Below are 5,108 nucleotides of genomic sequence, written 5' to 3'. Positions count from 1 at the left end.
ACATCGGACGCCCCGGCGCCCGCGGGTGCGACGGTCGGCGTGACGACCTCGGTGAAGTTGGAGCCGAGGATGAGCTGGACGCCGGTGACGCTGGAGTCGGCCAGCACGCTCGATCCGGGCACGGCCGCGGCGACCGTGCGCGCCTCGGCCTCCTGCCCCGGCCCGTAGGCGACCCGGGACGTCTCGTGGGTGAGCACCGAGGCGTTGCCGGCGTTGCGAGCGTGAAAGCCCTTGCGGGTCAGCGCAGTGGTGACCTTGGAGGCGAGCCCGGAGCGCGAGGAGCCGTTGAAGACGGCGACGCGCACCTGCGACGGGGACGCGGTGGCGCCCGGAGCGAGCGCGGGGCCCGCGCCCGCGCCCACGTCGTCGGTGGAGGTAGCGCCCTCGACGCGGCCGCCCAGCGGGCTGACGATCTGCATCAGGTCGTCGGGACGGTAGAACTGCACCGACGCGCGGCTGCCGTGCAGGCGGATGTCCCCCTGGTCGTCGATGGCGCCCTCGGCGCGGGTCGGGGCGTGGGTGGGCACGGTCTGCATCCGGATCCCGCCGCTGGCCAGGCCCTTGATGCGGGTGCCGAGGTTGCGCAGATCGGCGGGCTTCGTATGCTCGTCGAGGGTGAGCGCATCCGCCGCGGCGGACACCAGCCTCCCGACCTTGATCGGGTTCGTCAGTGTGTCGCCGTTCATGATCTTGTGGAACATGGCGCCGATGAACTGCTGCTGGCGACTGATCCGGTCGGTGTCGCCGGCGGGCAGGCCGTGCCGCTGCCGGACGAAGGCCAGCGCCTGGTCCCCGTCGACCTGGATGGTTCCCGGGCCGCCCTGGAAACCGCTCATCGGGTCGTTGGTGTTCGTGCTGACCCGCCACCGGCCGCTGTCGTCCTGGAAGCGCTGCGGCGGCGCGGTCGACGGCTTGATGCACACCTCGACGCCGCCGATGGCGTTGGTGATCTTCTTGAACCCCTGCAGATCCATGGAGATGTAGTGGTCGACCTGCATGCCGGTGAGACTCTGGATGGTCTTGACCAGTAGCGACGGGCCGCCCGAGGAGATCGCGGCGTTGAACTTGTTCTTCGTCGCCGCGTGGTGCTTGCCGGCGTCGTCGGTGTACTCGGGGATCGTCACGTACATGTCCCGGGGGAACGAGATCATCGTCGTGGTCCCGTCCTTGTCCAGGTGGGCGAGGATCGTCGTGTCGGAGCGCTGCCCCTCGAGGCCGGGCCGGTTGTCCGTACCCACCAGCAGGTAGTTCGCCACCCCGACCCCGCCGGAGCCGTCCGAGCCCAGGCCGAGATCGATGCGGTTGACCTTGCCATTGATGAACGAGTAGGCGGCCCAGCCGCCCACGGTGACCACGAGTACGCAGCAGGAGACGAAGGAGAGGAAGGCCAGCAACCCGCGCCGGCGCCGCGGGGGTGGGCCGCCGGATCCCAGGCCCAACGGCGACCGGCCGGGGCCCGTTCCCCGCGGATCCAGCCGGGGCGGGAGGACCCGCAGACTGTCCACGGCGTCGTGCTGCAGGTGCGGTGCGGTCACTTCCCGCCCTTCCTCGAGGGGCCCTGCGGGCAGGGTCCGACGTAGTGCGGAAAGTTACACCAATGCTCGGATCGCTCACCTTGAGGGGTACCGGACGGTTTCCCCGTATAAGTGGCGCGGCGGTGGTACGGCGATGGTGGGGCTGGTACGGGCATGCATTCGCCGATCACCCCTGATCACACCGCCTGGTCGGGTCACCCCGTATTGCGGGTCGATGATGGAGACAGTTCCAGCGCGCCGCGGGCGCGCATACTCGTAGTAGTGATTCGTGACCGATGGTCAGTGGGTCGCCGTGCCACCGTGCGGCGGCGACGGCCCCCGTTCGAGGCGAGCTGGGTGCGTTCGCTCGTTCCCCTGGTCGTTCTGCTCGCCGTGGTCGCCATGGATCTCACCGGCGACCGGCGATATGTGATCATCACCAGCCTGGTGATCAGCCCACTGCTCGCCGCGGCCCTGACCGGGCCGTGGGTGACCGCCGTGTACGCCGGCGCCGCGCTGCTGTTCGGCGCGCTGCAGGCCATCCCGCTCGGCTACTACAGCGGGGTCGGCCACGACAGCCCCGTCGCCCAGATGATCCGGCTCGCGGTGATCGCGGCCGGCGGCGCCATCGCGATCGCGGCCAGCCGGGACCGGCAGCGGCGTGAGGCCCGGCTGCGCGACGTCACCCGGGTCGCCGACGTGGCCCAGCGGGCCATCCTCGGTGTGGTCCCCGCCCTGGTGGGCGATCTGCGCCTGGCCGTGAGCTACAACAGTGCCGCCGCGCAGGCCCGGGTCGGCGGGGACCTCTACGAGGTGGCACAGACCCGTTGGGGGGTGCGGATTCTCGTCGGCGACGCCCGCGGCAAGGGGCTCGACGCCGTCCGCCTCGCCAGCCGGGTCATGGCCACCTTCCGGGTCGTCGCCCGCCACCTGGCCGACCCGGAGGAGGTCATGGCCGCCCTCGACGCCGAAGTGGTGCGCTCGGGCGGGGCGGAGGACTTCGTCACCGCCGTGTTCGCGCAGCTCGACGGCGCCCGGCTGGAGCTGGTCAACGCCGGTCACCCCGACCCGGTGCTGCTGCGCCGGGGCGCGCCGCGCCTGCTCGACGCGACCGGGCGGCGCACCCCGCTCGGCCTCGGCGCCGCCGGTACCACCGTGGTGCGCAGCCACCTCGTAGCCGGCGACCGGATCCTGTTCTACACCGACGGCCTGGCCGAGGCCCGCCACCCGCGAACCCGGGAGTTCTTCCCGGTGCTGCCTGCCGTCCAGGCCGCCTTCGGGCCGGCGCGGCGGCTCGACGCCTGCCTGGCCGACCTCGTCGCCACCCTGCGGCGCTGGACCGAGGCGACGCTGGGAGACGACGTCGCCCTGCTGGCCGCCGAGTTCGCCCCGCCCGCGCGGGCCGTGGCCCCCACCGCGGATCAGCCCGCCCGGATCCCGAGGTCAGCGGTATTCTCTTCGGACAACACGCTGCTCGGCGCAGCCGCCAGTGATCGGGCCGCGGGGCTGTGGGGGCGCTGCTAACGGCGTTCACCGCTGCATGTTCGCCGGACGCGCTCTGTACGATCCCGCCGAGCGACTTCCGCGAAAGCGATATTCGTAGACGACCTGGCGTGCGAATTGTCGACGTGGACCGTTCCTCGTGAGCCGCACACACCGGGCCTCCCGCTGCAGCGCCCACGCCCGAACGAACACCCGCAATCAGACGGGACACCGGCATCAGGGCGCAAGGCGGGCCGGCTGCCAGATGGGCCTCGTGGTACGGCCGCTACGCCGACACCGCGGCGGGTCCGTCCCAACCCTCTGGACTGGGATGACGAGACCCTCGCTCACCACAAACGATTACCTGAAGCGATCCTACGGTATGGATCTGTCGCATCGGGTTACGTGGTGCGTCCGAGTATGCTCACCACGGCGTTCCCGGGCCCGCGGTCTGCGTGGCTGGCACCTGCGTCCAGCATCCCGCAGGGCCGCACCGCCTACCTCAACGCCGACCTGCACGACGGGCCCGCCAGGGGTTTACATCACCATGGCGAGGCGAGGCGACGGGAGGCGATCCGATGACGACGCAGCAGGCGCGGGGCCGGGTCCGGCTGGAGCAGGGGCGCAAGCGGGTGCGCGCCTATCTCGGGGGGCGACTGGTCGTCGACACCACCAGCCCGGCGCTGGTCTGGGAGAACCCGCACTATCCCGCCTACTACCTGCCGCGGGCCGACGTCGTCGCCGAGCTGGTCCCCACCGATCGCACGGAGCACTCCCCGAGCCGCGGCGACGCCGTCTACTTCGACGTGGTCGTCGAGGGGCGCACCGCGCCGGCGGCGGCCTGGGCGTACCCGCAGTCACCGCTGGAGGGGCTACGCGAGCTGGTCCGCCTCGACTGGGAGGCGATGGACCGCTGGCTGGAGGAGGACGAGCCCGTCTACGTCCATCCGCGCAGCCCCTACACCCGGATCGACGCGCTGCCCAGCTCCCGGCACGTCCGCGTCGAGATCGACGGGGTGCTCGTGGCCGACTCCCACCGCCCGGTGATCCTGTTCGAGACCGGCCTCGTTCCGCGCTACTACCTGCCGCTCGTCGACGTCCGCCAGGACCTGCTACGCCCCTCGGACACCCGCACGCGCTGCCCGTACAAGGGCAACGCCGAGTACTTCTCGGTGGAGGTCGACGGGACGCGGCACGACGACGTCGTCTGGACCTACCGCACCCCGCTGCCGGAGAGCGCCCGTATCGCCGGCCTGGTCTGCTTCTACGACGAGCGCGTCGCGGTGTCCGTCGACGGGGCGTCCACGCACCCCTGACCGCCCGCCGCGGCCTCGTCCGGCGGGCTGGCCGCCGGGCCGCGTAGGCCGGTGAGGAGCAGGCCGGTCAGGGTGGCGAGCACCTCGGCGTCGGAGTAGGCCGGCGTCGGCGAGCGCAGCAGGGCGAGCGCCAGCGAGGACAGCATGCCGCCCATCGCCGCGGCGATCAGGGTGGGATCGCCGGGCAGCTCGTGCCCGCGTTCGTGCAGGTGTTCCAGGTGATCGCGCAGCATGTCCGTCTCGGTGACGAGGCTGCGCCAGGCCTGCTCCGGGGCGTCCCCGCCGGTCAGCGTCGCCTCGTGCAGGGCGACGACGACGGGCAGGTTCTCCCGCATGACCCGCCACGCGACGGCGAGATGGTCGTGGAGCTGGCCCCGGTCGGTCAGGTCGTGGTCGCGGGGATGGCCGTGTTCCGGGCCGCGCATCTGCGCGGACGCATCCTCGCGCAGGTCGGCCAGCAGCGCTGCCAGCAGTACCTCCTTGCTCGCGAAGTGGTCGTAGAACGATCCGGTGGCCCGCCCGGCCGCGGCCGCGATGTCGCTGATCTTCGTGTTGAGGTAGCCGCGCTCCACGAACAGCCGCCGCGCCGCCTCCTTGAGTGCGAGTTCGGTCTCGGCCGCCCTCGCTCTGCGTACACCCACCGCGACCTCCCCGGTTGACGCCCTTGTCCGTCCCTGATCATACTGAGCGTCAGTTCACCGAATTAAGATTCGGTGAAACAAGATTCAGGGAGCGGGTATGAGAGTCGTGATACGGGCATGAGAGCCGTGGTGGTCGGCGGGGGAGTGGCCGGGGC

At 71.5% G+C, this 5,108-nt stretch carries 4 protein-coding genes; 2 read left to right on the top strand and 2 right to left on the bottom strand.

Annotated elements, in window-relative coordinates; genetic code table 11:
* Window positions 1-1,535 (bottom strand): LCP family protein (locus NBZ83_RS29920; protein ID WP_261576295.1); only part of this gene is annotated, 1,535 nt, incomplete at its 3' end.
* A 336-nt stretch (window positions 1,536-1,871) separates the two neighbouring features.
* On the opposite strand from NBZ83_RS29920, the gene NBZ83_RS29915 reads away from it, so the two are divergent.
* Both NBZ83_RS29915 and NBZ83_RS29910 read left to right on the top strand, forming a co-directional pair.
* Window positions 1,872-3,038: a PP2C family protein-serine/threonine phosphatase gene (locus tag NBZ83_RS29915; protein ID WP_261567909.1), complete on the top strand. Its 1,167-nt coding sequence runs from the start codon at window positions 1,872-1,874 to the stop codon at window positions 3,036-3,038.
* A 536-nt stretch (window positions 3,039-3,574) separates the two neighbouring features.
* Window positions 3,575-4,312 carry a DUF427 domain-containing protein gene (locus tag NBZ83_RS29910; RefSeq protein ID WP_261567910.1) on the top strand — a complete coding sequence of 246 codons (738 nt, stop codon included), beginning with the start codon at window positions 3,575-3,577 and terminating at the stop codon, window positions 4,310-4,312.
* Here NBZ83_RS29910 and NBZ83_RS29905 read toward each other — a convergent pair.
* Window positions 4,261-4,953 (bottom strand): TetR/AcrR family transcriptional regulator, encoded by a 693-nt coding sequence (locus tag NBZ83_RS29905; RefSeq protein WP_261567911.1) that lies wholly within the window; start codon window positions 4,951-4,953, stop codon window positions 4,261-4,263. The genes NBZ83_RS29910 and NBZ83_RS29905 overlap by 52 nt on opposite strands.
* Window positions 4,954-5,108 lie beyond the last annotated feature (155 nt).

The sequence above is a fragment of the Frankia gtarii genome (assembly GCF_025403375.1).
Lineage (GTDB): Bacteria > Actinomycetota > Actinomycetes > Frankiales > Frankiaceae > Frankia > Frankia gtarii.
This window is presented reverse-complemented; position numbering and strand designations above follow the sequence as displayed.

Bases quoted from the DNA above. Each gene is read 5' to 3' on its own strand.
- NBZ83_RS29910 (WP_261567910.1), top strand. From the start codon at position 3,575: ATGACGACGCAGCAGGCGCGGGGCCGGGTCCGGCTGGAGCAGGGGCGC.